Below are 26,654 nucleotides of genomic sequence, written 5' to 3'. Positions count from 1 at the left end.
TGTTTAGCTCACCATTTCTTGCCAGTCAAATAATAAGCTCTTAACAGGCTAGTAATTCTTCCAAGCTTTCTTTGTGCAAAAGAAAAATTACTATGAAATCAGTTATTTTACTGTGCTTTTGGGGACTCTCAGTTTTTACATTTGCACAGACCATTAAGCCCTATCTTCAGGCTCCTACTCCAAATTCGATTTATGTCAATTGGATTTCGCAAAATGCAGGAAGTTCAACTATTTCTTTGGGAACTTCTCCTGGCAATTTGAATCTTACCGTAACCGGTAACCAATCATTGTTTAATGATGGAACAATCAGTTATTATTACAATACCGGGCTTTTGAACGGATTAAATGCAAACACGAAGTATTATTATTGTGTTCATTCCAATGGACTTTCATCGGATACCCTGAGTTTTAAAACAAAACCTCTTCCGGGACAGGCGGCTTCTTCTGACGGCCACTTACGGTTCCTTATTATGGGTGATAATCAAATTCAAACTACCGGAAGATATGATACTCTGGTGCATCGTGCAAAAGAGAAAATCTTCGAAAAATATGGTGGTGATCCATCTGATTTTATTGAACTGACTTTTATGGTTGGTGACCAGGTGGATTTAGGAAATCTTACACAATACAAAAATATTCACTTTGCTTACAATCAAGAATTGTCGGGTTATATCCCAATTCAAACAACCGTTGGTAATCATGAAACATATGGTGCAATGGGGATGAACGCTTACTATGCTCATTTTTACCTGGATCAATTAGCTTATCAGGGCATAAGCTCAGGAACGGAAAATTATTATTCTATGCAGGTTGGAAATGTGTTGTTTATCAGTTTGAGTTCGGAACATACAGGGACTGCTCAATACAATTGGTTACAATCAGTTTTAAACGCTGCAGACAATGACAATACAGTAGATTGGGTTTTAACATTCAGTCACCGCCCGTATGAGTCTGAACAATATGTCGGAGATATTTCTTCGTGGATTAAAAACAATGCTGTCCCGATGTGTATGCAACACGAAAAATATTTTATGCATGTCGGTGCACATCATCACATTTATTCCCGGGGTCAGTTCAAAGAAAAACCAGTATATAATATTATTTCCGGTGGTACTGCCTGGGATCAATATTGGGGTCAATCAACTGAGCAGGATTTTGAATACATACAAAAAACCATTTCTAACTGGTGTTATCAAATCATGGACTTTGATGTGACTAATGGGAAAGTAGATATTGAAACTTACTCGATCGGAAGTCCTATGATGTTTGCCAACTCCGAATGGAAGAATAATGAACTGGTTGATGAGTTTCATCGATATAAAAACCAAGCAATTCCGAATACTCCTTCAATTACCACTAATTTCGGAGATTCATTGGAATTGCCCACCACCGTTCAATCATCCGTATTTAGTACTTCAACAACCGAATTATTGAACTCAACGGAATTCCAGGTTTCACAAGCATCTGATTTCTCTGTTTTGGAACTGGATGAATTAAGAGATTACGAAAATTTATTTGGTCAGGCTCCCGGACAGGCAGCTGATTCGACGCGGGATCTGAACGCGGGAGTAAACATCCTGAATTACACCATTCCATCCGGATCACTGGGCAATGGAAAGCATTATATCAGAGTCCGCCACCGTGATCGAAACCTGAATTGGTCGAATTGGAGTCCGATTGATTCTTTAGTCGTTTACAATTCCTTTTCTGCATTGCCTTACCTCACTATGGATTCCACTTCATACCATCTTGGCTCACCCTTGCAGGTCATTTATGCAAATGGTCCCGGAAATGCAACAGATTGGATTGGAATTTATCATACCGGACAAACACCAGGGCCTGTCGCTTCCACTTCCTGGCAGTATTGCTCCGGTGGAAATGGAACAATGAATTTCGGATCGAATGTTCTAACTGCTTCCGATATTTATTTTGCTGCTTACTTTGAATTGGATGCTTATAATGAAATTGCTCCGAGAGATTATTTCTATTATGGTTTGATTCCGACAATTACTTCAGACACCAATTCATATCCTGTTGGTCAATCCATTAATTTATACGTTGAAAATGCGCCACATATTGCTGACTCCATTGAAGTTATCAAAGTTGGTTTTACGCATGGTGTTCAACCTGCTGCATTTGCGGCAAAAGTGAATCAAACTTCCGAATCATTTGTGGTAAACCCAATTCCAAAAGGGTATTACAGTGTCAAATATTATTTCAAAGGAATAGAGGTGATCGGCGAACCTTATTTCTTCAGCGTTGGCGATACAATCACCAATTTATGGATCGACAAACCAATCTATGATTTGGGCGAATCTATTATCGCAACCTGGACCGATGCTCCCGGAATTGCAAAAGACTGGCTTGGAATTTATCATGCGCAGGACAATCCGAATATTGATCCCTTAGTCAGTTATTCTTATTTCAACGGTCAAGCTTCCGGAAGCAAAACACTGACTGATTCTCTATTACCTGCAAGTATCGGAAATTATTTTATCGTCATGTTTACCAACGATTCTTATACGGAAGTTTCCAATAGAAATTACTTTTCCATCATTGATCAAAGTGCAGGACTGGAATCGCATGTTGATCATGGTGTGAATATTTACCCGAATCCATTAAACAATGAAAAACTCACATTATTCTCTTCCGAATATCCGATCGAGTACATTCAACTCATTGACAATACCGGAAAAGTTGTTTACCGGACAGATAACGTAGCAAATCAAAAATATTCGATGGTTTCAGAACAGCTGCCTGCCGGAACTTATATTGTAGAAATTCAAACACGCAAATTGTTTCGCTATAAGTTAGTCGTGAATTGATTTTGTATTACCATTATCTACTGCTGCTCACATACAAGAAAATCCAATGCTCAACACATTGGATTTTCTTGTTTATTAAATAATGACAAGATAAAATTCCTCACACCTCCACCAAACCGTTCTTTACGGCATACATCACCAAACCGGCAACGTTACGGGAATTGGTTTTCAAGAGTAGGTTTGCTCTATGACCATTGACGGTTTTTACGCTGATGAAGAGTTTCTCACCAATTTCTTCAGCTGTTAGTTGTTCACAGGTCAATTGCAGGATTTCGATTTCTCTCCGGGTAAGATCGGTGGCCGGAGGAAGCAAACTTTTGGTCTTTTTCCCGAAGTTGCGCTGAATTGCCCTGAGGGCCAATTGATTGATGTACACTCCGTTTTGCCGGATACTAATGATTGCCTGGTATACTTCGAGCGGATCACTATCTTTCACCAGGTAACCGTGTGCACCGATTTCAATCAGACGTGCGATGAACTGTTCATCCTGATAGGCCGACAGGATCAGTACTTTCATTTCAGGAAAATGTGCTGCCAGATCAAGTGTTAAGTGCTCGCCGGAATAGGCCTTGGCACCGTCGGGAGGAAGAGAAAGATCTACCAACATTACGTCGGGAACGTCTGTACTTTTCTGCAAGCGTTCGATGACCGAATAACCGTCTCCCGATTCAAAAATGACCTCCAGTTCGTCCCAGCCCCCCAAAATAGCTTTGATTCCATTTCGGAATAAGGCCTGGTCTTCTACTAATCCGATCGCAATGCGTTCTTTCATTCTACTGCTTTAATTGGTTGAAACGGAAGTGAAACAAGAGCATTAAATCCATTTTTCCGGGAATCAATCGTAAAGTCTCCGCCAAAAAAACTTAGTCTGCTTTTTATGTTTTTCAATCCTGCCCCCTGGTTTTTGGTTTCCCCGGGTATTCCCTTTCCGTTGTCACTGAAATGTACCCGAATTTTTTCATCCGAAGCGGAAATGATTAATTTCAATTGAGTTGCTTCCGCGTGTTTGATCGTATTGTTAATCAATTCCATACAAACCCGGTAAAGAGTCAGACTTATCAATTCATCCGCGATGACAATTTGATCCTTCACCAACAATTCCGCATTTATTTTTCCTCCGGAAGTCAATTGCTCACAAATGGTTTCCAGGGTTTGGAGAACTCCAAATTTTTCCAATTGGGGAGGCATCAGTTCATGACTGATCCGGCGCATATTTTCTATGGAGTTTTCAGTGAGGTGACGGATATTTTGCAAGTCACCAAGCAATTCTTCATTAGAAGTGCCAATCTTTCGTTCTGCCTGCAATAAATGCATCCGGGTAATCGAGAGTACCGCTCCCAAATCATCATGCATATCCTGGGCTATTCGTTTACGTTCCTGTTCCTGCACCAAAATACTGGATCGCAGCAATTCTGTCTGATGCTGATTCTTAAGAGCTTCCTGTTCGAGTTGTTCCCTGTAAAGATTTTTCCGGAATTGCTGGGTCAACAGAACGACCCCGAGGGCTATCAGGAAAACGATCCCCACAAAGGGTAAAAGGGTTTCAATGAATGTTATGTGGTCTTTCGTTTCCATATTGCTTTCCAAAAACAATAATACATAATTACCGAGAGAATTGCATGGACAATCCATGTATATCTGCTCAATTCGGGATTGATCGCCTGGATAATATGCACTCCGAAGTACATCAGAATCAATGAGGATGTGTAATAAATGAATACTCCGGAATTAATCCATTCAACAGAGCGCAAGGAATGCCTGAGATGTTCTGTCATGCGTTTGTCCATCAAAAAAACATAAGTTGACAAAGACAGGATCACCATCAAAATACTTTCGATAGTCATTGCCCCTGAATTGAAAGTGTTCCAGGGCTCCCAGTAAATAGTATTTATTACGGAGTAAACACAAAATCCGGCGGCCAGCAAATACAGTGCCCACCAACGAACATATCCGTTCAGGATGTTTTTGTAGATCAAAACCAGGCACACAAACCTCAATGGCACCATCACATGTAAAATGCAGAGATTATTGATGTGCAGGAACCAAAGAAAAAGTGATATGGCGTATAAGATTCCGGTACCCAATAAGTATCCGGCAAGCAGTTTCAGTCCAAGATCTAGCTTTTTGTACAAAAAGAAAGCGTGAATCGCCACCGCAAATATCGGCAGATGAAATAATACCAGCATCAGCTTGGTGGTATTCATCGATTGGGCATTTTAAAGGTATAAAGTGCACTTGCAGTATCACAGGTATTGGGACATGGAGCTATCAGATCCAGCACATAACTGCTTTTGTCCGGAACATTGTTGACTCTTTTTCGCAGATCAAAGTTTAAAAACACATCTCTTTGATTTTTAACCGGAGTGAGATACAATTTGAAATGATGATTTATGTCGTATCCCAAATATGCCCTGCAACTATCATAAACGCATTGTTTCATAACAGTCGTGTCCGCACCCATTACCTGCAGCATGTCATGACCGGAAATGGTGAAAGCGCGAAGAATATCATGATCCGTGCTATCAAAAACAGTAACAAAACGTTTCACATTTGCTAAAACCGTAGTTAAGCTGTCTCTATGACTTGTTAAATTAACAACCGGGAAGTGATGCTGAGAAGTTTGAGAGTCTTTTCCGGAATTTCGGAAAGCCAACAGGATGACTAATGTACAATTCAGGATCAATGAACTGATTAGGAGCAATTTCTTTTTCATGTGAATGCAGTTAAAGTGAAAATCCAGTTTCATTCCTTTTCAGGAACACTTCAAATCTAATTAAAAGTTCTGCTGACCTGACTAAGACCAACCCAAAACAGGTATAAATACCCGCTAAAAATGAAAAAACAGGGGAATCTAACTGTTTCGAATAATCCCCTATTTCTACTCTTACCTAAGCCGAAACTCCTTCCAATCTTTGCATCAGCTATAGCCAGTATTTCACAAGGTGGAGCAGAACCCACTCAAAAAAACGACCTGTTCCTGTTCAGTTATCAACAGGAGGCAACTATCCGAAAGCCTCATAAGTAGGAAAATTTAACTTAATAAATTATGTCAAATATTGCATCTCCTCAAGGAACACCAGCTGTAGAAAAAGCGGTAGCAACAACATGGACCGTAGCAACGGTAAATCAATCAGGACCAATCGAAAACGGTGGGGCTTACGTCATGCTTACTGACCAAAGCGGGGCATTCAAAAACACGTGGTTTTATGTACCGACCCTGATTGCTTCCATGGTCAACGAAACAGCAATTTCAGCTATTATCAACAACAAAAAAGTGTATGTTGAATTGACAGGAACTCAACCTGCAAACAGTATCATGCGTTTTCACCTGATTGGTTAATCTGCTGTTCTTGCTTAAAAACGAAAAGTCGTCTGAAATCCCGGTTGGGTGCAGACGACTTTTTCTATTTTATTGATCAAAAAGGCCGTTCGTCATCCCGTAAATAAGGAATACAAGCGGCCTTTCCCGATTAAAGAGATCTCATTCAAAAACCTCACTCAGAAACTTCCATCCGAATCTCCATGGATCCTTTTGTCCATTCGTGCATATTACCCGTACTCCATCTGCGGGTAGCCTGCGGAAAATAAGGTTGAAGCTGTTCGTTGAATTCTTTTGTGTTGACCTGTTTGTAAGCGTCCATTTCAGACCAGATGACATTGTTCACGATTGCCGGACCGGTAATATCGAGCAAAATTTCTCCTCTGCAGTATTGATTTTTATAAACAATCAAGCGGGTATTGGCAGGTATCGCGATTCCATCCAGGGTATGATGCCCGGATTTCTGCAAATAGTGAGAAAGTATGTCGTATTTCCCCGGTCGCAGGAAATTAGAATACGGATCCTGGCTATCGAAAATTTTAGTAGTCCCGCCAGAAGAAGAGAATTCATCCGATAACAAGGCTCCTGTAAAATGAACGATGTGTTTCACTGAATTATTGGATGATGCAGACTCTGCCTTTGCACGCAGGATGTCATCTTTTTGCTGTTGCTCTTCCTGTTGCTGCTGTTTTGCACGCAATGCCTGAACTTCAAGAATGCGGTCTTTCGCATATTGATCCTCTTTGTTTTTCAGGACTTCGTTATATAACACCAATGCATTATCGTATTTCCGTTCCAATGTGAAATTATCCGCGTTACCGATTAGTGTCCGGTATTCCGCTTCTGTAAAAACGGATTGCGTTTTGGTTTCTGTTTTCAGGCCCTGTCGAATGGTGTTCAAAACTGCAATAGCTTCAGAAGTTGAGCTTTCATCCGGACTTCGAACAGCAAGCGGACTATTTCCGGTTGTTTCCTGATTACCTGAAGGTGTTCTGCTGGAATTTTGCGCCGGGGAGAAAGCGGCAAAACCAATCAATAAGGCAGATGTAAGAATGCTTTTCATAATTATCTTGTTTTTAAAGGGTACTAATTTCCATGGAACCTTTGATCCATTTATTCATATCACTACTGCTCCAGCTTCGAACCGACGGAGGGAAAATCGTTTGAAGCGGTGCGATAAACTCACGTGAATGAGCTTCCGCAGAAGCAGCATGAGACTTTTTAGTTTGATTATTAATGATTACCGGACCAACCACATCAAGCAGTACCTGTCCTTTGAAATACGGTTCGCTGTAAATAACCAGCCGGGTGTTGGCAGGAACAGCAATTCCGTCCAATGTCTGAAAGTTGGAATAAACCAAAAATTCATCGATCAGGAAATACTTCCCGGCTTTTATAAAATCAGAAAAAGGATCATTGGCGTATGCCCGGGAAGAAAGTTCATCTGTCCGGGAATCGGAAATCAGTAAGCCACTGAAATGTACTTTGTCCCAGCGTTCCTGATCTGCCTTGATTTTCCTGATCTGATCCTTCGGATACTGCAGATCTTTTTTCGCGAGTGCTTCCGTGTAATTTTTTAGCGCCAAATCGTAATTCATTTGTGCATAAGAACTGTCGGCTTTATCGACCAGGAGCTGGTATTCTTCTTTGTTAAGCCGGGCTAATTCGGCATTGCATCTGGCGATCTGATCTCTTGGGTATTGATCCTGTTTGAGACCTAAAGCCTGATTGTAAAGTTCACCGGCTTCCCGGTATTTCCCGGCAATAAACAATTCATCCGCTTGTGCAATAATACCAGCGTATTCCGCTTCGCGCGCTTCCTGTGCTTCTTTCTCCTTCTTGTATTCTGCAGCCCGGACAATATCTCTTCCCAGGCTTGAAACCGCACCAAAGATTTGCTGCGCCCCCGGGGTTCCGATAGCTATCTGACCGTAAGCTGTTGAGAAACCAATAAGAATCATTAAAAGAGTAAGAAGTTTATTCATATTCATTTGCAAAAACCCGTGAATAACAAAATCAATGCCAAAAAGTGTTAATTCAGCCTGTACAAACCCTGATTTGAGATACATAAACCCAGCACGCTTTTTGTAGGCGAATAAAAAAACTTATTTTAGTGCAAAGGCTTTAAGTTATGTATCTCAATTTCCGGTTTTCGAAAACACTCATTACCCCGCTGATTTTCTTATTGGTCCTGGTTAATTCGGCCTGTAAAAAGAACGATCCGGATCCTGAACCAAGCTACAATACGGATCAGGCTTACGATCTACAGAATATTTCCTATGGCACCGAAAGTCAGCAGAAAATGGATATTTATCTTCCGGCCAACCGGAGTTCAGCTTCAACCAAAGTTTTCGTGTTGATCCACGGAGGCGGATGGACCGGTGGTGACAAGGCAGATTTCACCTATTTATTGAATTCTCTGAAGACTTACTATCCGAATCATGCGATTATCAATATCAATTATCGCCTGGCTTCGGAAACAAGCCCGGCTTATACGAAACAAATCCACGATATTCAATCGGCTTTAACGGAAATAAGTGATCCGAAATACAATGTTTCTTCACAGTTCTTTCTATTCGGAAATTCTGCCGGCGGACACCTTTCTCTGCTTTACTCATACGCATTTGACCCGGATCATCATGTAAAAGCGATTTGCAATACGGTCGGACCGACCGATCTCACGGACCCGAATTACCTGAACAATCCGCTTTATGCTTCTGTTTACAATATATTGATCCCCGGAGGCATCCAAAATCAGGCTGGGATTGAAGAAGTCAGTCCGGCGCTCAGGGTAACCGCAGCTTCTCCTCCAACAATTTCATTTTACGGAGATTCGGATCTATTGATCCCTTCAACACAAATGGCCCGTTTACATGATGAACTTACTGCCCATGGGGTTTACAACCAGGCTACAATGTACCAGGGAGCGGGACATGGCAATTGGAACACAACTCAATCAAACGATTATGTAGCTAAAATCCTATTGTTCATAAACACGTATTTTCCATAAACTATAGAGCTAAAGAATCTTCCGAATTCCTTCCTGTTTTAAAAAAATAATCCTTTCACGGATTAACTTTACTCGTCATTTTTCTGAAAAAATGCTTAGAAGTAAGCATATGGATTATTTTTTACACGCGTACTTTTGATCCCAGATAAAGAGGTAATCATCTGATTACATAATCATAGAATCCATTTTATCTACCCACCTTATCATACTCAGCAACCGTAAGATGAGCCTAAGCATCTTGCGGTTTGTATGAGTTAGAATTGAAAGTCAGTACTATTTTTCCGATTGATAAATTTCAATTCTTTTGAACCTACTCCTTCGATGGAATTGTATTTTTATTGCCAAATATCACTATGCTGCTATTTCAAAGTGTTTTTTATTTTTTATTGATCGGTACAGCAATCGTTTCCTCAATTATATTGAGATTCGAGCTCATAAAATCCGATAAAAAATTACCGGTAGCGTGGAGAAATTCCTTCTCACTAAGAAACCTCACTCTCAGTATTTCTTTCTTAACCATTTTCTTGTTATGTAATCTTACTACTGAATTTGTTTCTCAATATCTTGCAAAACAACATATTTACAACAGTTTTATTTTCAGTTTCGATTTCACAATAAGCAGTGTATTTTTATTCGGTTTTCTATATAAGCATACACAAACGGTTTGGAAGCAATACACCTATCTCCTGCTCTATATTATTATCATTGCATATCTGATTAACGGAGGATATTACCATCCAAAGTGTATACTTCCGGGCACATCAGCATTACTGATTTACAGTATTTATTTCATAGCTGCACTTTTACATTTAACGGATCTGCTTCTTAATCCAAAATCAGATTATTTTAAACTTCAATTGAAAATAAATCTGAGTTTTTCGATAAACATGTTAATTGCAAGTATTGCAACTTCCTTTCAATGGTCACTTGACGGAAACGAGAACTGGTTTGAAATTTACTTCCAGATTCAGTTTATTAATATGATGTTATTTTATTTCTCACTTGCACTTATATTCATCAGTGAGATTCTGAAATTACGTCGCAAATAATATGAAGGATGCAATAATCCAATTTAAGTAAAATTCGCTTAGAACTATGTCTATTGATTTATCCGACCCAAAAAGGCTACTTTTAAAGCGGAAAAGAAACCAATGATTAAAACCATGTATCAAAAAAAATAAACGTGTTAATTGTATCCATACTATTTCTGTCAGTAATCGCGTTGGGAATTATTACTTCCATTCTGTTTCTGATTATGTTGCGTAAATCCACAGCCAGATTACCGGAAGGCTGGAGAAGATCCGCTTCCATGAGAAATTTCAAGTTAAGTATTCTGTTCTTAGTGATCTTTCTGGTACTTGCCTTTTTCAACGAGTTCATTACAAGTTATCTCTCCCGGAGCAATACCCCAAACGGTTATGTATTAAGCATCTTTTTCACTACGGCGACCTTCCTGATATTCGGTTTCTTATTTATCAACACGCAAGCCCGCTGGAGACAAATCGGGTATATTATATTGTATTCCATTCTTATCGGGTACCTGATAAATGGGGGATATTACCACCCGCTTTCCAGTCACACCACCACCGCTTCCCTATTATTGAACAGTATATTTTTCCTAGCCGCACTATTGCATTTAACTGATCTACTGATTCATCCAAAGACAGATCATTTCAAGTTTAAACTAAAAATCTGCCTGATCATTTTGGTCTTCGGTCTTATGGCCGACATTCTCACCTCCTTTCACTGGTCCGATATGACTTCAGACCATGTGATTAATTTCCCTTTTCTCTTCATGCTTCAACTTGGAAATATGTTCCTGTTTTATTTTTCATTTGCATGCGTATTCACTTCAGAAATTATCAAATTGCGTCGCGGGCACGTGAGATAAAAAAACAACCTCAATCCCTTTTTTCTAAAATATGCTTAGTTCTAACCATATTTATTTATTTGGATTCCTCTAATTTTGAATTCTCTAAAGATTAAGATCGGGATTAACATATTCACCCCATTTATCTAACACCAAATCATTCTAAAAAACCGCAGGAAGTTTCGTACATCTTGCGGTTAAATTGAATCTGTCAGGGATTTAATCACAATGATTTACTTAAATTATATACAAAAGTCTATTTTTAGAGCCTGCAGGAAACCATATTATTCGAAAAGCATATCTGATTGATTTATACTTTAAAAAGATTGAAACTTTAATATCAGAAAAAGAGCGTGTTAGTATCTATTTTATATCTATTGGCAATAACTTTCGGGATCATTTCTTCCGGTATCTACCTGATAATGTTGCGCAAATCTACAGCCAGATTAACAGAAGGATGGAGAAAATCCGCACCCTTTAAAAATTTCAGCCAAAGCATTTCTTTTTTTATAATCTTTTTATTCTTTGCTCTTTTAAACGAACTCATCACAAGTTATTTTGCCAGACATCGTATTCCCAACGCGTATGTGTTCAGCACCTATTTTAGTATTGCGACTTTACTTTTGTTCAGTTTTTTATTTATACATACACAAACCCGGTGGAAACGGTACGGTTATGTGGTATTGTATGCGATTCTGGTAGGGCACCTGATTCAAGGCGGATATTTTCATCCACTTTCCAGTCATCCTACTGCCACATACATCATATTAAACACCGTTTTCTTCTTGGCCGGCCTGTTGCACTTAACTGATTTGCTGATTAACCCTAAAACAGATTACTTTACGTTTAAACTAAAAATCTGCCTGGTCTTTTTAATCTTTCCGCTTATAGGTAATATTCTTACGTCATTTCACTGGTCAGATATTACGTCAGATCATATAATCAATCACCCTTTTATTTTCCTTCTTCAGATAGGAAACATGATCCTGTTTTATTTTTCATTCGGGTGCGTATTCACCTCTGAAATCATCAAATTGTATCGCAGGAAAGGAGTCTAATAAAGAATCGCTTATTAGCAGGTTTTTTTCCTAAAAAATGCTTAGAACTAAGCATTTGTTTTTTTTTAAACATCTATACTTTTGATCTGGTACAACAAGGAAATTTATATAACAATCCTATTTATAGCTTTATCCACCACCTTATCACCACTCAACAGCCGTAAGATGAAACAATACATCTTGCGGTTTGTATGAGTTATTTTAGATCAAAATAAAAACATATTTAAGATCTGCTTACTTTTAGACGGATAGTGACTCAAAAAGACATGTTATTTGATATAATTTATTTATCAGTGATCAGTGTGGAAATCATTTTGGCAGGAACGCTGTTGTTTCAGTTACGCAGATCCATTGACAAACTTCCCGAACCATGGAAAAGAGAGTCACCCTTAAACAACTTTAGTTCCGGAGTTTCTTTTCTATTGATCTACTTAATTCTGGTCCTCCTTTCTGAATGTGTTTCATTATATCTTGCAAGACATTACATTTACAACAGCTTTGTATTCAGTATCTATTACACTTTATCAACTCCTTTCTTGTTCGGCTTCCTATCTATCAATACACAGATGGCCTGGAAGCGATATACCTATTTCATTCTATACAGCATTTTAGTCGTACATCTTATTTACGGCGGGTATTATCACCCGCGATGCATTCTCCCCAGTAGTTCAAGCCTAATCATTTTCAGCTTTTTCTTCCTGGCTTTTCTGCTGCAGTTAACTGATTTACTTCTCACTCCGAAATCGGACGATTTTAGGTTTCAATTAAAAATCAATTTAAGCTTTTTGATTTATTCACTTATCGCCACCATTGTCACGACCTTCCATTGGCAGGAGATGATAATGAATGTATATTCATATAAACTATTCTTTCATATTCACCTTTTCAATATTTTCCTATTTTATAGTGTTTTAGCAATTATTTTCACCTCTGAAATCATCAAATTACGCCGTGGATAATATCATTTTCGTCATATTGATTGTTGTAACCTTGCTCATCGTTATTTTTGGAATCGGGATCTATTATGTGATGACGAGACTTTACAGGCAGTTACGAAAAAATGAGGCGAATGCCATCGAATCCATTATTACTGCACAGGAACGGGAACGGGCAACTATTTCCAGGGAAGTGCATGACAACCTGGGACCAATGCTTTCCATTACTCAAATGCAAATCGGTTTCCTGGTGGAACAAACCCAGGCTTCCGAGCAAAAAGAGTTATTGGTAAAAATGCAAAGACAGGTGCAGGAAGCTATTCATCAATGCAGGAATATTGCACATATGATCTCATCTGAAGTCAACTCTGCCAAGTCATTCCAAACCGTGCTCCGGGAACAGATCGCCTTTATCAATGAATTCGGGAATATCGACATTATACTTTCCATGCCGGATAATTTCCCTGTAATTGACCCCGTTAAGGGAACTTCACTGATACGAGTTTTCCAGGAGCTGCTCGTCAACACCGTTCGTCATGCCCATGCTACGCAGGTCGCTATCAAAATAGAAAAAACGAGCGATTATTTATTCTTAAGTTACCAGGATAACGGGAAAGGATTTCAGATGAAATTGGTTACCCTTGGGCTGGGAGTACAAAACATTACCAAGCGCATTGAAATTATAGGGGGCAGGCAGCTATGGAACGAACTTCCAAGTGCATCCGGCATGAATTTACAGATCATGATCCCACTTCAAAAAATCAATTATGAAAATACTAATCGTTGATGATCATTTTGTATTCCGCGAAGGAGTGCACCTACTACTAAAACAGTCGAACCCGGATTTTGAAATAGTGGAGGCTTCCAACGGAAAAGATGCACTTGCACTGATTCCAGTAAATGGAATCGATGTTGTTTTAATGGATGTGGAAATGCCTGAAATGAACGGGCTGGAATGTTTGAAAGCGTTGCGGCAAAGCACCTTTTCATCCGTCCCGGTAATCATGCTGACCATGCATAATCAACTGAAACAAATGATACAGGCCTACGACCTCGGGGCCAATGGTTACCTGACCAAGGATTCATCGGTCAAAGAAGTGATTTCCGCAATTGAAACCGTTACCAGGGGAGAAGAATATTATGCATCAGCACTCCGCACTCCCTTCTTAAAAGAACTTGTCCGAAGAGAGCACACCTTTATTGAAAAAGCCAATAAGCTGACTTCAAGAGAGATTGAAGTGCTTCAAATGATCTGCCGCGAATTTTCCACGGAAGAAATTGCTTTTAACCTGTTTGTTTCCCCTCTCACCATTAATAATCACCGCAGAAGTTTAATTGTCAAAACAGGCGCGAAAAATGCTGCCGGATTAGTAGTGTATGCAGTAAAAAACGGCCTGTTTGTAATTGAGTAACTGCTTTGTCATTTAATTAAAATTCACCGGCTTATCCGTTGGTTTCGGATCCCAGCTGCCTTCAAATTTAAAAGTCAGTTTACCAAAATAATCCGAGGAATAAAAAGCCACGCGATCCAACGTTGCGTCGATCTCACTTTTATCCAGGTTATCGGCCTCACGTAAAGAAAGCACGTAGGACCAGTCACTTTTTAAACTTGTCCAGGATCCATACATCGTGTGATTGATCTCCAGCAGGTTCTTGAAAAAAGCTTCCTGGTTGCGATCAGGGATACGCGTTAAGGGGCTCATCACCTGGAAATAATACTTCTCGGGGTTTTGCGGAAAGTTGAATACATCAATCCACACTGTTGAACCTTTATAGGTTAAATTCCATTGTCCGGGTTTATCAGCTCGGCATAATCCCGGATCCACTCCTAATTCAGCAAGACTCTGCTCAATTAAAAAAGATACTGCGTCCAAATTCATCCCGGAAAAATAATAAAAAAAGTTTTTTGTGTCAAGACTTGAAGATATCAGGACATTAAGACATTAAGATTTTAAGACTAAATGCTGGAATCCGCCTAAGGCTTTTATCTTGAGTCTTAATTTTTTCAATTTTCAATTGTTTATATGTATGTTTAGTATCCAATTGCGAAAACAATGAACCCGAAAAAGGCTCCCTGGTATTTTCTGTTGCTGCTTATCCTTGCAGGTGAATCGGTTTTCATTCTTCCCTTTGTGCTTTCACGTGTCTTTCGCCCTATCGTATTGGAAGCTTTTGACCTGGACAACTTTCAACTCGGGGTCTGCTTTTCGATTTACGGCATTGTTGCTTTGTTCTCATATATTTCCGGAGGTCCGCTGGCCGACAAATTTGCCCCGAGGAAATTAATTGCCATAGCCTTATGGATGACAGCGCTCGGTGGTTTTGTTTACGCAGCATTCCCGAATTTCACCCTTCTGAAAATTCTTTACGGTTACTGGGGATTTACAACGATCTTCCTGTTCTGGGCACCGATGATCAAGGCTACCCGTGCCTGGGGCGGATCCACTTCCCAGGGGAAAGCTTTTGGTTTTTTAGATGGCGGGCGCGGATTGGTCGGAGCTTTATTCGCTACGATGGGCGTACTTGTTTTTTCACTCTTCCTTACTTCTGAGATTTCACAGGCAACGATCCACGAAAGTAAAACCGCATTTAAACAAGTCATCCTGATCTCTTCTGTTATTGTTATTCTTGTGGGAATCCTGGTATGGCTTTTCATGAAACTGGATCCCAAAGCGGAAGCGGAACTGAAAGTCGACAAAATCACCTTTTCACAAATTCGCGCAGTCTTAAAGCTGCCTTCGGTTTGGCTGCTTATGACCATCATCCTTTGTGCTTATGTCGGATACAAAATCACAGACATCTTTTCCTTGTATGCACAGGATGTGATGCATTACGACCAGGTGCAATCTGCCAAAACAGGTACTTTCCTGCTGTTTATCCGACCGATCGTGGGGATCATTATCGGGCTACTGGCTGACCGCTGGCAAACTACTGCTTTATTGTTTGTGAGTTTTGTCATTACATTCTCGGGATCGCTGCTATTTGCCTTCGGATTGGTTACAGCTTCCGCTCCTGCCCTGTTCCTGATCTCTATTTTAATTGTTGCCTGCGGAGTTTATGCAGCGCGCTGTTTGTATTTTGCAGTGATGGGAAAAGGACGGATTCCTTTGGAGCTAACGGGAACGGCAGTTGGCCTGATTTCTCTTATTGGTTTCACCCCCGATATTTTTGCCGGGCCGGTTATGGGATTTTTATTGGATGATACGAAAGGAATAGCCGGGTATCAACACGTCTTTTGGATGCTTGGAGTGTTTTCACTTATAGGAGGAGTGGCGGCTTTTTCTTATTACAAGCTGTACAAAGAAAAATAGGTGTTCTCAATTTTCTTCATGCTCTTTGTGCACTTTGCAGTATAGTTCGACTGCAAAGCACACGAAGAACACAAGGACCTGATGATCCATTATAAACCAATAATAATTTCCGTTCAGGATTTATCTTTCTTTTTCGGAACTTTCCCGCCCTCTTTGCGGGCTTCGGAGAGTCCGATAGCTACTGCCTGTTTTTTGCTTGTTACTTTTTTCCCTGAGCCTGTTTTCAACTTGCCTTCTTTCATTTCATGCATGGCTTTTTCCACTTTCTCGCCAGCCTTTTCCCCATATTTTGCCATAACTGTAAGATTTTAAGATGTTATGATATTAGGATGTTAGGACTTCGGGATGTTAAAATAAGAGTCCGACCAAGAACAGCAGTAAACCAAGAATGATCATAACTACTGCCAGTAATAAGGTCCATTTCAAAAAAGCAATAATCAGTTCAAAATTCTCGCCTTTTTCACCTTCCGAGATCTCCTTGAGCACTTTTCTGAACCGAAAGATAAACCGGATCACCGGGAAACTTTTCTTTTCGTGTTCTTTCTCGTTGTCTTCCTGCTGCTGATGAATAACAGCAACGATCTTATAATAAGAAAATATAAAAATGGCTGTATTCAGCATTAAACCGACAACCATCAGACAGATCCCTATCCACTGTACCGCATTTACTTCAAATTCCATATTCTGAAATATAAGAGTCATTTTTACCAAAACCAAAAATCCAAAACATTTGCAACAAATGGAGATTGCAACCTTCTACTGGGTGTGAATTATGTAACATTTACAGTATTTGCATGTAACATCCCTTTTAACTGATTTAGAGAACTTTGCCCAGATTAATTATCGAAGATAATGGTCATGTATTCCCTAATATAAACGAATTATGGCAGACAATTTAGAGGATCGCGGAATTCAGGACAGAAACCGGATCAATTTAAACGAAGAGAGAAAAATTGCTTATTGGACAAGAAAATTTGGTTGTACAGAATCAGAATTTAAAGAAGCTGTCCGGGAAGTTGGAAATTCTGCCGAAACGTTCAGAAAACATCTCGACGCTGATAATATGTTTAAGTAGACAGCAGCAGCATTCATAGTCGAACTGTTTAACAGGGAAAACTCTTCGGCAGTTACTTGCCTTTCGATAAGTTCCGCGGTAGGACTTATGGGAATTGATCTGTACTATAGTTTAAACGACGTTATAAGTAAAGTTTACCTCATCGACACCATTGCTCAAATACTCACCATCGGATCATGGATTCCTGTTTTAATACGGTCAAGGTAAAAATCTTTTCAGCCTAAATATGAGTCGCCAAATTATCTTAAATGATCTTATATCGTTTTTTCCCCAGCATTGAATGTCTTAAATTAGAAGGACAGCTCTCTAAAAATCAGAATGAGGGTAAGAGAGAATAAGGAAAATAGAGTGTTAATTAAATCATAAAGGATGGAAACAGAGGAATTCAAGGACAGACCTGATAAAGGAGAAGGAAGCGATCACGATTCGATGAAAACGCTGTCTTCAACCACAATCAAACTATCGCGGGAGGGTTATTCCACACAGTTCAAAGCATTGAAGAACGGGCTGGAATCACTTGAAACTCATGAGGTATTCGAACCTGCCCAGGTAAAGATCATTAATTTTTACCGTTTTGAAGGAGAATCTGATCCCTCTGACAATGCAATTCTTTATGTAATTGAAACCAGTACAGGTGAAAAAGGTACACTTACTGATGCTTACGGTGTTTATACCGATCAGAAAGTGTCGGAATTTGTACAACAGGTTGAAGAGATACAAAAGGCCAATACTAATCCACCGGCAGACGTACCTCCGGAAGATCAAGAAGTGTCTTAGGAAATTATTGGCCAGCATATAGCCCTGTCTCCAAAGGAGACGGGGCTTTTTTATATACAAATAATATGAAAAAATTAACTACCTGTTAATATTTGGAAGTTCCGATTACTTATTGTAACTTACTATTCAATACTATATCACTTCATAACTACTGCGTATTGTCTTGGGTAACCAGGGAAAGAGTGTTTAAAATGAATCATAAATAAGAGTTATGAAAAAACTATTTCTTTTAATTACTATTGCTGCCGGTATAACAAACCTGACAGCCCAGGTGAAGATCGGTGATAATCCGAATACGATTAACGCCAATTCCATGCTTGAATTGGAAAGCACCAACAAGGGGTTTTTGCCTCCACGAGTTCCTCTGAACAGTCTTACAAGCTCTGCTCCGATGACTGCAGCAATTGCGGAAGGAACAGTTGTGTACAGTGATGGAGGAACACTTCCTGACGGCTTTTATTACTGGAATTCAACCAGATGGATCCTACTGAGCAGTGCACGCGATAATTATGTACGTGTAAGATCAGCTGCAGATTTTCCTGCTCCCGTAGCCGGTGTGATCACCCTTACTGCCGGGGTTGAATACGAGATCAACGGGACAATTATTCTAACGAACTCTATCGCCCTGAATGGCTGTACCATAAAGGGTGAGGATTCCGCGAACGATAAACTTATCTATACCGGGGGAGGCGCGATGTTTTCAGGTAACACAACAGGAAACCTCCGTTTTCTTTCAATAACAGCAAACGCAGGAAGCGTTTTCAATATAGACGCATTGGGCGCCAATCAGAATCTGGTCGTACAGAACTGTTTTTTCCTCGGTTGTAACAGTATCGGAACAATCGCAGGAGTGGGCGGAACTGTTTTCTTCGCAACAACGGCCTATTTTGTAAACACAAACGGGATCACTTTTCAGAATGATAATAACGTGGTGTTAAACAATACCCTTTGGGATATCTCTAACTCCAATATTTACGAACGCTTTATCGGTACTTTTAACGTGATCCAGATTCTTGGTGGTGACCGCCTGACAAGTTCAGCAAACACCGCAACTGCACTTCACATTAGTGGAATTACCAGTCTCAACGCAGGAGCTGCCAAAGTGATCATGTTTGTGGGAACAGGAACTTACGTAACCGGATCCTTCTCCAACGCATGGGAGGTCGAAGCCAATGGTTTGAATACTCAGAAAGATGATGTCGCAGGTGGGAACATCTATATCAGCACCCCAACTGCAACAACATTTACCACCATGAATACTCCTGTAAAAGTTCTGGGCACAACAACTTCAACGAGTCTGTTCCGGATGACCAGTCCTGTAAATAACCGGCTTACCTATGGTGGAAGTAAAACGCGTTCGTTCTTTGTATCAGGTGCAATGAGTATTTCTCAGCCGAACAGTAACCGATTTTTCTCATTCTATATTGCGAAGAACGGAGTTATTATCCCGGAATCCCGGCAAGATATTAAAGTGGTAAACAGCACAGACCAGGTGTCATTGCCGATCTCCTGTCGTGTATCGCTTGCACCTGGTGACTACATTGAAGTTTGGGTAGCGAATCAAACGGCTATAACTGATATTACCGTTCAGACGCTAAACCTTTCGATCCAATAAAAACCCGAGTTATTATGAAAAAGTTCATTATTATCGGTTTTGTATTGTTCACCGGCTCTCTGGAAATCCGGGCGCAACTAACGAATTCGGGGAATCTCCGGACATTCACCGGGGCAAATGTGACCATATACGGCGACGTTACCAACAACGGAACCATTTCCGATTCGGGGACGCTCGTTACGCTTGCGGGTTCTAACCTGCAAACCTTCGGCGGAAGCTCAGTCACCACATTAAACAACCTGCGGCTGAACAATACCAATGCAACAGGAGTTACACTTGCCCAGGCACTGAACGTTCGCGGATTGTTGACCTTTACGGACGGATACCTGAATACGACAACGACAAACATATTGACACTGACAGCTACATCAGCTGTTACGGGTACCAGCAACAACAGTTTTGTTTCGGGTCCGGCAGTGAAAACAGGAAATACCGCCTTTGTTTTCCCGGTTGGGAAAAACGTGGTTTACGCACCGATTGCTATTTCTGCACCCGGAGTTATCACGGACCAGTTCAGAGCCGAATATTTCCAGACATCACCGAATGCGCTTTACAGCACTTCAAGCCTGGAACCAACGCTGCACCATGTGTCAGATTGTGAATACTGGATGCTCGATCGGACAACGGGTACTTCGAATGCAGCAACAACCCTGAGCTGGGATACGCGCAGCTGCGGGGTCACTATTCTAAGTGATCTGCGTGTTGCTCGCTGGGACGGTACACAATGGACCGATAAAGGAAATGGGGGTACAACAGGAACCACTGCTTCCGGAACAGTTGTCTCGGGCGCTGCGGTTACAGACTTCGGTCCTTTCACCCTTGCATCTATTAGTTCATCCAATCCTTTACCGGTAGAACTTTTAGCTTTTTCCGCAACATGTGAAAACGAAGAGGTTGTTCTCCGCTGGAGTACTGACAGTGAATTTAATAATGATTTTTTCACAATCGAAAGCAGTCTTGATGCCGCAGATTGGAAGGCCGTAGCAACAGTTAACGGTGAGGGAACTACAACAACGCTGACGAATTATTCCTGGATCGATGCCTCAAACCCGGGGAGAAGCATGTATTATCGTTTATCTCAAACCGACAATAACGGTCAAACGATTATTCATGATATCGATTATCTCGAGAATTGCTCGTTTCCGGAAAACAGCGTCAGCGTTTACCCTAATCCTGCAAAGCGTATCGTAAACATTCTTACGGAAGCAAAAGTGACAGGAATAACCGTAATGAACCCGGAAGGAAAAGTGATCGGAACTCCGGTTGACCTTCAGCTTCAACAAATAGATTTCAACGAAATGCCGAACGGAGTTTATTTTATCCGGATAGATACCGCAAGAGGAACCTTTCATGAAAAGGTCGTTATTTCACGCAACTGATCGAAAAAAAGAAGAACCGAGATACATAGGCCGTCTCCAAGATGGCCTATTTTTTTGTGTCCGGATTCAAACAATTTTTTCTTGCTTGTTCTTATTTTGCAGGTCATTTTAGCATTGTAAATCCTGCAAAAATTTCATGAAACCAGAAATTTTGTCACAAATCCTGAAAAAATATCAGTTAATCCGGAGTGGCATTTTATTTGTACAGATCTCATTACAAGGCTATTGCCTTATGTTCTTTATAATATTGTTTAACTTAAAAAAGTAGGTTATGAATCCAGCAAAAAGAAATGGGAACAGATTTCCCGCATTTTCCCCGCTGTTCGACGATTTTTTTGGCCGCGAACTTTTTAACTGGGGAAACAACAATTATTCGTCAACAAGTACTACCATGCCGTCAGTAAACATCCGCGAGACAGGCGACAATTTTGAAGTCGAGGTTGCGGCTCCGGGCATGGACAAAAAGGACTTTCAGATCACGCTCGACGGCAACCTGTTAACGATCTCTTCTTCAAAACAGCAAAGCAGCGAGGAAACCGAAGATCGTTATACACGCAGAGAGTTCAGCTATCAGTCCTTCCAGAGAAGTTTTCAGCTTCCTAAGGATGTGGTCGACCAGGAGAACATCAACGCCCGCTATGAAAACGGACTGTTGTGTCTGACAATTCCTAAAAAAGAGGAAGCGAAAAAGCAAGCGCCAAAGATGATTGAAATATCATAAGTTGACATTCATCTTAGACTATAAAAAAAAGCCGGCTTAATACCGGCTTTTTTATTATTATCAAAACACTATTCCACTGAGAATAAGACAAAAACAGCTTCCCAACAATTCCTTTACCCCATTTTATTCAAGCCATCATTCCAGGAAAAGGTTGATTTGACATAGCTTCAACATCAAGGAAAAGCAAAATTAACTGACAATTATTTTAATGAATTTTTTAAGTTTGCACGCTATTTTTCCCTTCGGGGCCTGTTTATTTATCAAACCTAACGAGTTAAAATTGGAATCATTCCACTAAAAAAGATGGTGGATGCCATTTAATCTAAATAGATGAAAAGTAATTTAATTGTCTCGTTTTTGGTTTGTATCCTTGCTGTGGGGTATTTTACAATAAACATCAAAAATGCGAAAGCTGAGAAACAAACTGTCGACTCTTTTTCCGATATTCAAGTTCCGGACTCAAAGATAAAGACAGACATTTCCGGTGACTGGTATGCTGCCATTCAAAAAGACCTTTCGGAGAGAGAGTACTTTATAACTTACGATACTGAAAAGAAACTTTTTCAAAGTCCCAATCGTAGTCAAAATATCCGGAGTTATTATTCACCCGGTAAACTGGAACTTCAAAACAGGAAAGATAGCTTAAATCACAACTGGCAGGCAACATTAAAAACAATCGGTGTATATGCGGACGACAAACTGATCGCTGCTCCACAGGAACAGGCAGGAGTTGCGCATAACAACAATGTGATAGAATATAAGCACGAAGGTTTTACCGAACAATACATCAACAATACGGAAGGAGTAAGACAGAACTTTATTGTGGAAAGTGCCCCGGCAGGAAGTAAAACACTAAGCATATCCTTACAAGTTAAAGGGGTCACTGTAAAACCAATATCGTCTGCTTCAGTGGAATTTAGCAACGAAAATCAAACACTTACCTATTCGGACTTAAAAGTGTGGGACGCAGAAAAAAGAACCTTAAACGCACATATAGAAATTAATGGACAGGAGCTTGCTTTGGTCGTTGACGCAGAAAATGCATCCTATCCTGTTACGATAGATCCTATTGTTGCAAGTGGGAGTCCCACCAATGCGAATACCGCATTGGAAAGCAATCAGGCTTCTGCAGGCTTGGGCTACAGTGTTTCCGGTGCCGGTGATGTGAATGGAGATGGTTACAGTGACGTGATCGTAGGTGCTCACCAATACGATAACGGACAAACTGACGAAGGTGCTGCCTTTATTTACCACGGGTCTTCCGGTGGTATCGGTACAAGCGCAATCACCACTTTGGAAAGCAATCAGGCAAATGCTTTTTTTGGCACCAGTGTTTCAAATGCCGGTGATGTAAACGGAGATGGTTATAACGATGTAATCGTTGGAGCAAGACAATACGATAACGGTCAAAGCGACGAAGGTGCTGCCTTTGTTTATCATGGTTCATTAACGGGAATCAGCAGTACGGCTTCATCTGTGTTGGAAGGCAATGTTGCCTCCGCCAATTTCGGAAGAAGCGTATCCGTAGCAGGTGATGTAAATGCGGATGGATACAGCGATGTGATTATTGGAGCGCATACCTGTACGAATGGGGAAACTGATGAAGGAAGGATCTTTGTATTTCATGGTTCTTCGGGTGGAGTGAACACTGCGGCAACAAGCACGATCGAAAGTAACCAGGCAGGCGCATTTATGGGCTTCAGTGTATCAGGAGCCGGTGATGTGAATGGTGACGGATACAGCGATGTGATTGTAGGTGCTTATCAATACGACAATGGACAGACAGACGAAGGTCGCGCTTTTATTTATCATGGCTCTTCAGGAGGAATCAATACCACAGCCGCTGTCACACTGGAAAATAACCAGGTAAGCTCTTCGTTTGGTTTCAGCGTATCGGGTGCGGGTGACGTCAACGGAGATGGTTACAGCGATGTCATCGTTGGAGCATATCAATACGATAACGGACAAACGGATGAAGGAGCAGTAGTTGTTTACCATGGCTCATCAGGCGGTATTAATTCCACTGCTGCAGCAACAATAGAATCCAACCAAGCTTCGGCATTTATGGGCAGCAGTGTTTCAGGCGGCGGTGATGTAAACGGAGACGGTTACAGTGATATCGTTGCAGGGGCATATTTATACGATAACGGACAGACCGATGAAGGTGCTGCATTTGTATATCACGGATCATCAGGCGGGATTAACACAACAGCCGGTTCTACGATCGAGAGTAACCAGACATCAGCTTATCTGGGTTACAGCGTTTCGGGAGCGGGCGATGTAAACGGAGACGGATACAGCGACATCGCAATAGGCGCTTATAATTATGACAACGGGCAAACCGATGAAGGAACCGTATACCTGTTTCATGGTTCTGCAAGCAGTGTGAGCACAACTGTGGCCGTAATTGCTGAAAGCAACCAGGCAAATGCACAATTGGGCTTTTCCGTTTCCAGCATTGGGGATGTGAATGCAGACGGTTACAGCGATGTAATTGTCGGTGTCTGGCTCTACGACAACGGACAGACTGACGAAGGCGCTGCCTTTGTATATTTAGGTTCTTCGTCCGGGTTGAGTTCAACGGCTACATCGATATTAGAATCTAACCAGATAAGTGCGAATTTTGGGTATTGTGTTTCCAGTTGCGGTGATGTAAACGGTGATGGATATTCGGATGCGATCATAAGTGCTCATCAATATGACAACGGGCAAACGGATGAAGGAGCAGCTTTTGTTTTTCATGGCTCTTCTTCCGGGTTGAATACCACCGCCGCAATAATGCTTGAATGCAACCAGGCCAGTGCCTTAATGGGAAATAGTGTTGCTTCCGCGGGAGACATCAACGGAGACGGATACAGTGATATCGTAGTAGGAGCATTCCAATACGACAATGGACAAACAGATGAAGGAGTTGTTTTTGTATATCACGGGTCTTCCACAGGAATTGCTGCCACTGCGACCGCACTTCTTGAAAGCAACCAGGCCGGCGCTAAACTTGGACGTTCTTCCGGGGCCGGCGATGTAAACGGTGACGGATACGATGATATCATTGCAGGAGCACAATATTACGACAACGGGCAAACCGATGAAGGAGCAGCTTTCGTATACCACGGTTCAGTGGCCGGGATCAATACCACGTATTCAACCATGCTGGAAGTGAATTCGGCAGGCGCCTGGTTTGCCAGGAATTTATTCCCGGCAGGAGATGTCAATGCAGATGGTTACAGCGATATTATCGTAGGAGCACAATATTATGACAATGGTGAAACCGATGAGGGAGGAGCATTTGTATTCCACGGTTCCGCAAGCGGGATCAACAGCACACCGGCTACCTCACTGGAGTCGAATCAAGCGAGTTCTTTATTCGGTTTCAGCGTACACGGGGCCGGTGATGTAAATGGCGACGGTTATAGTGACGTGGTTGTGGGGGCATATCAATACGATAACGGTCAAACAAATGAGGGTGTCGTTTTTGTTTATCACGGATCTTCTTCCGGGATCAGTACTTCAGGATCCACGTTTCTTGAAAGCAACCAGGCAAACTCCAGTTTTGGGATCAGCGTTGCCAGTGCTGGCGATATAAACGGAGATGGTTACAGTGATATCCTGGTAGGAGCTACCACATATACCAATGTGCAGACAGGGGAAGGAGCCTTGTTTACATTTAAAGGAAATGCAGGCGGCGGACTCCGCAGGAATATGGTTTTATACAATACAAGTACTACTACCCCTATCATGCAATCAAACATTTTATCCGTACAGTTTGCTGCCGGATTATTTGCTAAAAATCCAGAGGGGCGGACCAAAGGAAAATTAGTATGGGAAGTTAAAAAAGAAGGTCAACCTTTCACCAGTTCTTCAACCATCACCAAAAGCACACTGTTTACGGCAAAGCAAACCAACTACAGCAACCTGGGAATTACAGGAACACAATTAACAAATGATATTACAAAACCCGGGTTCCAGACAAAAGTACGCGCCCGTATCCAATACGATCCGGCAACTTCTCAAGACGGACAGGTTTACAGCCAGTGGATTTACCCGCAATTGTATTTTGGCACCCAGGGAATGAACGCTACGCCGCTGCCGGTTACCCTACTTTCATTCAGTGCCGAATTAAATGACAAAAAAGAGGTGGTGATTCTGTGGCAAACCGCCAGCGAAACAAATAATGATTATTTCGTGGTTACCCGTTCCACAGACGGCTATCATTGGGAAGAAATAAGTAAAGTGGACGGAAGCGGAAATTCATCCGGGCTTATTAGTTACGCTTCACTGGACGAAAATCCCTATTCGGGGATTTCGTATTACCGCTTAAAACAAGTGGATTTTAATGGACATACTTCCTATTCGGAGTTGGCAGCAATAACTATTGACGGTTACTCAGGCAGGCAGGTAATCATTTATCCGAATCCTGCAATGAATGAAATAAGTATTGAGTCAGCAGGTTCAGAAACTGACTCCTACCTGCTCTATAATTGTCAGGGACAGGAAATCAGTTCGCAGACCAAAATCATTGAAAGCAGCAAAAATAGCCTAAAAATAGACGTTTCCCAGCTCCCTGCCGGTATTTACTTATTGAAGACATTAACCCAGTCCGGTAAGTTTTATAAGCAATAAAATTTGAATCCTAAAAACGCATGATAAGTCTCTGAATGCGCTTTATTAAATAGTTTTATGTGACAAGTCATTGAATAGCAGCGCAGGATTAGCAAATCCTGCGCTTTTTTTATTCATTACCATCATCTCATAGCATCAA

Annotated in this window: 24 protein-coding genes; 15 read left to right on the top strand and 9 right to left on the bottom strand. The window is 41.1% G+C overall.

All coding sequences use genetic code 11. The annotated features are described in order from the left end of the window. Positions 1-92 precede the first annotated feature (92 nt). Complete coding sequence (locus tag K0S23_RS06340) at positions 93-2,825, top strand: fibronectin type III domain-containing protein (RefSeq protein WP_300355588.1); 2,733 nt, start codon at positions 93-95, stop codon at positions 2,823-2,825. A 100-nt stretch (positions 2,826-2,925) separates the two neighbouring features. Here K0S23_RS06340 and K0S23_RS06335 read toward each other — a convergent pair whose 3' ends face one another. From K0S23_RS06335 to K0S23_RS06320, 4 genes are read right to left on the bottom strand one after another with little or no spacing between them, the layout of a single operon-like run. Beyond that, the gene (locus K0S23_RS06335; protein WP_300355587.1) at positions 2,926-3,597 is read right to left on the bottom strand and encodes a response regulator transcription factor; all 672 of its coding nucleotides are present in this window, start codon (positions 3,595-3,597) and stop codon (positions 2,926-2,928) included. Beyond that, positions 3,594-4,400 (bottom strand): sensor histidine kinase, encoded by an 807-nt coding sequence (locus tag K0S23_RS06330; protein WP_300355586.1) that lies wholly within the window; start codon positions 4,398-4,400, stop codon positions 3,594-3,596. The genes K0S23_RS06335 and K0S23_RS06330 overlap by 4 nt, the downstream gene beginning before the upstream one ends. Next, positions 4,379-5,029 carry a hypothetical protein gene (locus K0S23_RS06325; RefSeq protein ID WP_300355585.1) on the bottom strand — a complete coding sequence of 217 codons (651 nt, stop codon included), beginning with the start codon at positions 5,027-5,029 and terminating at the stop codon, positions 4,379-4,381. Before K0S23_RS06325 ends, K0S23_RS06330 begins: the two co-directional genes overlap by 22 nt. After that, the gene (locus K0S23_RS06320; protein ID WP_300355584.1) at positions 5,026-5,538 is read right to left on the bottom strand and encodes a hypothetical protein; all 513 of its coding nucleotides are present in this window, start codon (positions 5,536-5,538) and stop codon (positions 5,026-5,028) included. The genes K0S23_RS06325 and K0S23_RS06320 overlap by 4 nt, the downstream gene beginning before the upstream one ends. 333 nt (positions 5,539-5,871) lie before the next feature. Between K0S23_RS06320 and K0S23_RS06315 the strand changes: the two genes are divergently transcribed. Further along, entirely contained in the window at positions 5,872-6,165 is a 294-nt protein-coding gene (locus K0S23_RS06315) for a hypothetical protein (protein WP_300355583.1), read from the top strand. Between the two features lie 154 nt (positions 6,166-6,319). Here K0S23_RS06315 and K0S23_RS06310 read toward each other — a convergent pair whose 3' ends face one another. After that, positions 6,320-7,207: a hypothetical protein gene (locus K0S23_RS06310; protein ID WP_300355582.1), complete on the bottom strand. Its 888-nt coding sequence runs from the start codon at positions 7,205-7,207 to the stop codon at positions 6,320-6,322. Positions 7,208-7,220: 13 nt separating this feature from the next. Then, positions 7,221-8,213, bottom strand: coding sequence for a hypothetical protein (locus K0S23_RS06305; protein WP_300355581.1), 993 nt, complete (start codon positions 8,211-8,213; stop codon positions 7,221-7,223). A 62-nt stretch (positions 8,214-8,275) separates the two neighbouring features. Between K0S23_RS06305 and K0S23_RS06300 the strand changes: the two genes are divergently transcribed. The 6 genes from K0S23_RS06300 (at position 8,276) to K0S23_RS06275 (ending at position 14,429) form a co-directional block, all read left to right on the top strand. Further along, the gene (locus K0S23_RS06300; protein ID WP_300355580.1) at positions 8,276-9,154 is read left to right on the top strand and encodes an alpha/beta hydrolase; all 879 of its coding nucleotides are present in this window, start codon (positions 8,276-8,278) and stop codon (positions 9,152-9,154) included. A gap of 353 nt (positions 9,155-9,507) precedes the next feature. After that, the gene (locus K0S23_RS06295; RefSeq protein WP_300355579.1) at positions 9,508-10,203 is read left to right on the top strand and encodes a hypothetical protein; all 696 of its coding nucleotides are present in this window, start codon (positions 9,508-9,510) and stop codon (positions 10,201-10,203) included. Between the two features lie 134 nt (positions 10,204-10,337). Beyond that, a complete protein-coding gene (locus K0S23_RS06290) occupies positions 10,338-11,045 on the top strand; it encodes a hypothetical protein (protein ID WP_300355578.1) in 708 nt (235 codons plus the stop codon). Between the two features lie 1,303 nt (positions 11,046-12,348). After that, positions 12,349-13,041: a hypothetical protein gene (locus K0S23_RS06285; RefSeq protein ID WP_300355577.1), complete on the top strand. Its 693-nt coding sequence runs from the start codon at positions 12,349-12,351 to the stop codon at positions 13,039-13,041. Next, complete coding sequence (locus K0S23_RS06280) at positions 13,034-13,804, top strand: histidine kinase (protein WP_300355576.1); 771 nt, start codon at positions 13,034-13,036, stop codon at positions 13,802-13,804. The genes K0S23_RS06285 and K0S23_RS06280 overlap by 8 nt, the downstream gene beginning before the upstream one ends. Further along, positions 13,785-14,429, top strand: a complete 645-nt coding sequence (locus K0S23_RS06275) for a response regulator transcription factor (protein ID WP_300355575.1) — start codon at positions 13,785-13,787, stop codon at positions 14,427-14,429. Before K0S23_RS06280 ends, K0S23_RS06275 begins: the two co-directional genes overlap by 20 nt. 12 nt (positions 14,430-14,441) lie before the next feature. On the opposite strand, the gene K0S23_RS06270 is transcribed toward K0S23_RS06275, so the two are convergent. Then, positions 14,442-14,897 carry a YbjN domain-containing protein gene (locus K0S23_RS06270; RefSeq protein WP_300355574.1) on the bottom strand — a complete coding sequence of 152 codons (456 nt, stop codon included), beginning with the start codon at positions 14,895-14,897 and terminating at the stop codon, positions 14,442-14,444. 174 nt (positions 14,898-15,071) lie between these two features. Between K0S23_RS06270 and K0S23_RS06265 the strand changes: the two genes are divergently transcribed. Next, complete coding sequence (locus tag K0S23_RS06265; RefSeq protein ID WP_300355573.1) at positions 15,072-16,328, top strand: nitrate/nitrite transporter; 1,257 nt, start codon at positions 15,072-15,074, stop codon at positions 16,326-16,328. 113 nt (positions 16,329-16,441) lie between these two features. On the opposite strand, the gene K0S23_RS06260 is transcribed toward K0S23_RS06265, so the two are convergent. Together K0S23_RS06260 and K0S23_RS06255 are read right to left on the bottom strand one after the other, a co-directional pair. Next, on the bottom strand, positions 16,442-16,624 hold the full coding sequence (locus tag K0S23_RS06260) for a DUF6496 domain-containing protein (protein WP_300355572.1): 183 nt from the start codon (positions 16,622-16,624) through the stop codon (positions 16,442-16,444). Positions 16,625-16,676: 52 nt separating this feature from the next. Further along, positions 16,677-17,009 (bottom strand): hypothetical protein, encoded by a 333-nt coding sequence (locus K0S23_RS06255; RefSeq protein ID WP_300355571.1) that lies wholly within the window; start codon positions 17,007-17,009, stop codon positions 16,677-16,679. A 202-nt stretch (positions 17,010-17,211) separates the two neighbouring features. Here K0S23_RS06255 and K0S23_RS06250 point away from each other — a divergent pair, with 202 nt between their 5' ends. The 6 genes from K0S23_RS06250 to K0S23_RS06225 all read left to right on the top strand — a co-directional run bounded on the left by K0S23_RS06250 (position 17,212) and on the right by K0S23_RS06225 (position 26,515). Then, entirely contained in the window at positions 17,212-17,403 is a 192-nt protein-coding gene (locus tag K0S23_RS06250; protein WP_300355570.1) for a DUF3606 domain-containing protein, read from the top strand. A gap of 369 nt (positions 17,404-17,772) precedes the next feature. Next, positions 17,773-18,180, top strand: a complete 408-nt coding sequence (locus tag K0S23_RS06245) for a hypothetical protein (protein WP_300355569.1) — start codon at positions 17,773-17,775, stop codon at positions 18,178-18,180. A gap of 211 nt (positions 18,181-18,391) precedes the next feature. Continuing rightward, entirely contained in the window at positions 18,392-19,795 is a 1,404-nt protein-coding gene (locus K0S23_RS06240; protein WP_300355568.1) for a hypothetical protein, read from the top strand. A 14-nt stretch (positions 19,796-19,809) separates the two neighbouring features. Next, on the top strand, positions 19,810-21,174 hold the full coding sequence (locus K0S23_RS06235) for a T9SS type A sorting domain-containing protein (RefSeq protein WP_300355567.1): 1,365 nt from the start codon (positions 19,810-19,812) through the stop codon (positions 21,172-21,174). Between the two features lie 271 nt (positions 21,175-21,445). Next, positions 21,446-21,895 (top strand): Hsp20/alpha crystallin family protein, encoded by a 450-nt coding sequence (locus tag K0S23_RS06230; RefSeq protein WP_300355566.1) that lies wholly within the window; start codon positions 21,446-21,448, stop codon positions 21,893-21,895. 330 nt (positions 21,896-22,225) lie between these two features. Continuing rightward, positions 22,226-26,515 (top strand): FG-GAP-like repeat-containing protein, encoded by a 4,290-nt coding sequence (locus K0S23_RS06225; protein WP_300355565.1) that lies wholly within the window; start codon positions 22,226-22,228, stop codon positions 26,513-26,515. The last annotated feature ends 139 nt before the right edge of the window (positions 26,516-26,654 follow it).

Origin of the sequence: Fluviicola sp., assembly GCF_029266855.1 — a bacterium.
GTDB lineage: Bacteria > Bacteroidota > Bacteroidia > Flavobacteriales_D > Crocinitomicaceae > Fluviicola.
Note: the sequence above shows the minus strand (reverse complement) of the source record. Positions and strands in the feature narration are given on the sequence as shown.